Genomic DNA, 1836 nt, shown 5'->3' on the forward strand with positions numbered 1-1836 from the left:
CGACCGTGTCGTCTTTAACGGGAGAACCTCGAACCAACAGGAAGTACGCGCAGGGGCAGAAGGATGAGTTCTTCGTCGTGTTCGACCGGCTCAAGAGCACGGGGGCGGCGGCCAGGGAGCTGGGATTGAGCCCCGATACGTGCGCCGGCTGGGTGCGTAAAGCCGGACTGAAGAGCCATGGTAAACCGGGGGCGCGCCCTCACCGGGGCCGGGATGAGTACTTCCGGTTACGCAAGGCCGGCTTGAGTCGGCGGGAGGCGGCCGCAGCGGTCAGCGTGCATCCCAGGACCGCGGCGGAGTGGGACCTGGGGATTCGTAAGTCAGGCGGCCGACGCATTTACGCTGATGGGCGGGTGGTCGATTACAAACGTGGTGTGACCACTATGACCTCGCCGGCCCTCGCCCCACCGACAGCGGCTCTCGAGAAACTCATCGACCCGCGATTTCTTAGCGTGCAGGAGCGGGAGATGATCCGGGACCTGAAAGCCTCGGGTTCATCGATGCGGGCGATCGCCAGCGTGCTTGGCCGTTCGGCTTCAACGATCAGCCGCGAGCTGGGCCGAAATGCCGATGCCCTGTTGGGCTATCTGCCCCACGGGGCGCAGCGGAAGGCCGCTGCCCGGCGGCCACGACCCAAAAACGCCAAGCTCGCTGGCGAGTCGGACCTGCGCGACTATGTGAAGGCCAAGCTGCTCATACGCTGGTCTCCGGAGCAGATCAGCCACACCCTGGTCAAAAAGTTCCCCGACCAACCGGAGATGCGTGTGAGTCCAGAGACGATCTATCAAGCCCTCTACGTCCAGGCCAGAGGCGGACTCAAACGCGAAATACAGGCAGCCCTGCGCACCGGCCGGACCCGCCGGAAACACCACCAGAGCGGGGAACAGCGCACCTCCCGGTTCGTGGATCCGATGGTCATGATCTCCGAGCGTCCACCCGAGATCGAGGACCGCGCAGTACCCGGTCATTGGGAGGGGGATCTCATCACCGGCGCCTACAACCAGTCCGCGATCGGAACCCTGGTCGAACGCACCACCCGCTACGTGATGCTCGTCCACCTGCCAAATGACCACACCGCCGAAACCGTCCGGGACGGGCTCATCAACACCATCTCTGCCCTGCCGGCACATCTGCGAGGCTCTCTGACCTGGGACCAGGGCGCGGAAATGGCCGCCCACAAGACCTTCACCCTAGCCACCGAAATGCAGGTTTACTTCTGCGACCCAGCCAGCCCCTGGCAGCGCGGTTCGAACGAGAACACTAACGGGCTGCTGCGCCAGTACTTCCCCAAAAGCACCGACCTGTCCGCCTACGGACCTGAAGACCTCGAACACGTCGCTCAGGAGCTCAACGGCCGCCCACGCAAAACGCTCGGCTGGGATACCCCAGCCGAGCGTCTACGTGATTTACTACTAACCACCTAACCACCAGGTGTTGCAACGACCCCTAGAAACCGCCGAGCCGGACAGGGGCCCGGAATGACCGCGATGCTCGCTGGCACCCTGGCTCTCGCGGTGTTCCTGGCGCTCTCGGCTCCGGGAGCCCCGCGCCGCCGGATCCGTGCGGCGTTGGCCGGGGCACGGAGTGTTCCTGCCGCCGGCTCCCCAACGGCTCACCGCGGAGTCCGCCGTTGGCGGCGCCGGGACGCACCGCCGGTCTCGATGACATTGCTCGTGCAGCAGATGTCGGCGTTGCTGAAAGGCGGCCGCACCCCCTCGCGGTTATGGGACGAGCTATGGCTCCTGCATGGGGGTGAATCCTCCGCGGCCCTGACCGGGGAGGAAGCGTCGGGCCGGACGTCGGCGCTGGCCCCCGGATCCGTGCGGATACTGGCTG

General features: G+C 65.6%; 1 protein-coding gene and 1 pseudogene. Both read left to right on the forward strand.

Annotation, left to right across the window (positions count from 1 at the left end):
* Positions 1 to 242: 242 nt before the first annotated feature.
* Complete coding sequence (locus tag K789_RS0114285; protein ID WP_128081639.1) at positions 243 to 1424, forward strand: IS30 family transposase; 1182 nt, start codon at positions 243 to 245, stop codon at positions 1422 to 1424.
* A gap of 54 nt (positions 1425 to 1478) precedes the next feature.
* A pseudogene (locus K789_RS25165) lies at positions 1479 to 1836 on the forward strand (hypothetical protein); the annotation flags it as partial.

The organism is Arthrobacter sp. TB 26 (genome assembly GCF_000427315.1).
In the GTDB taxonomy this organism is placed as follows: Bacteria; Actinomycetota; Actinomycetes; order Actinomycetales; family Micrococcaceae; genus Arthrobacter.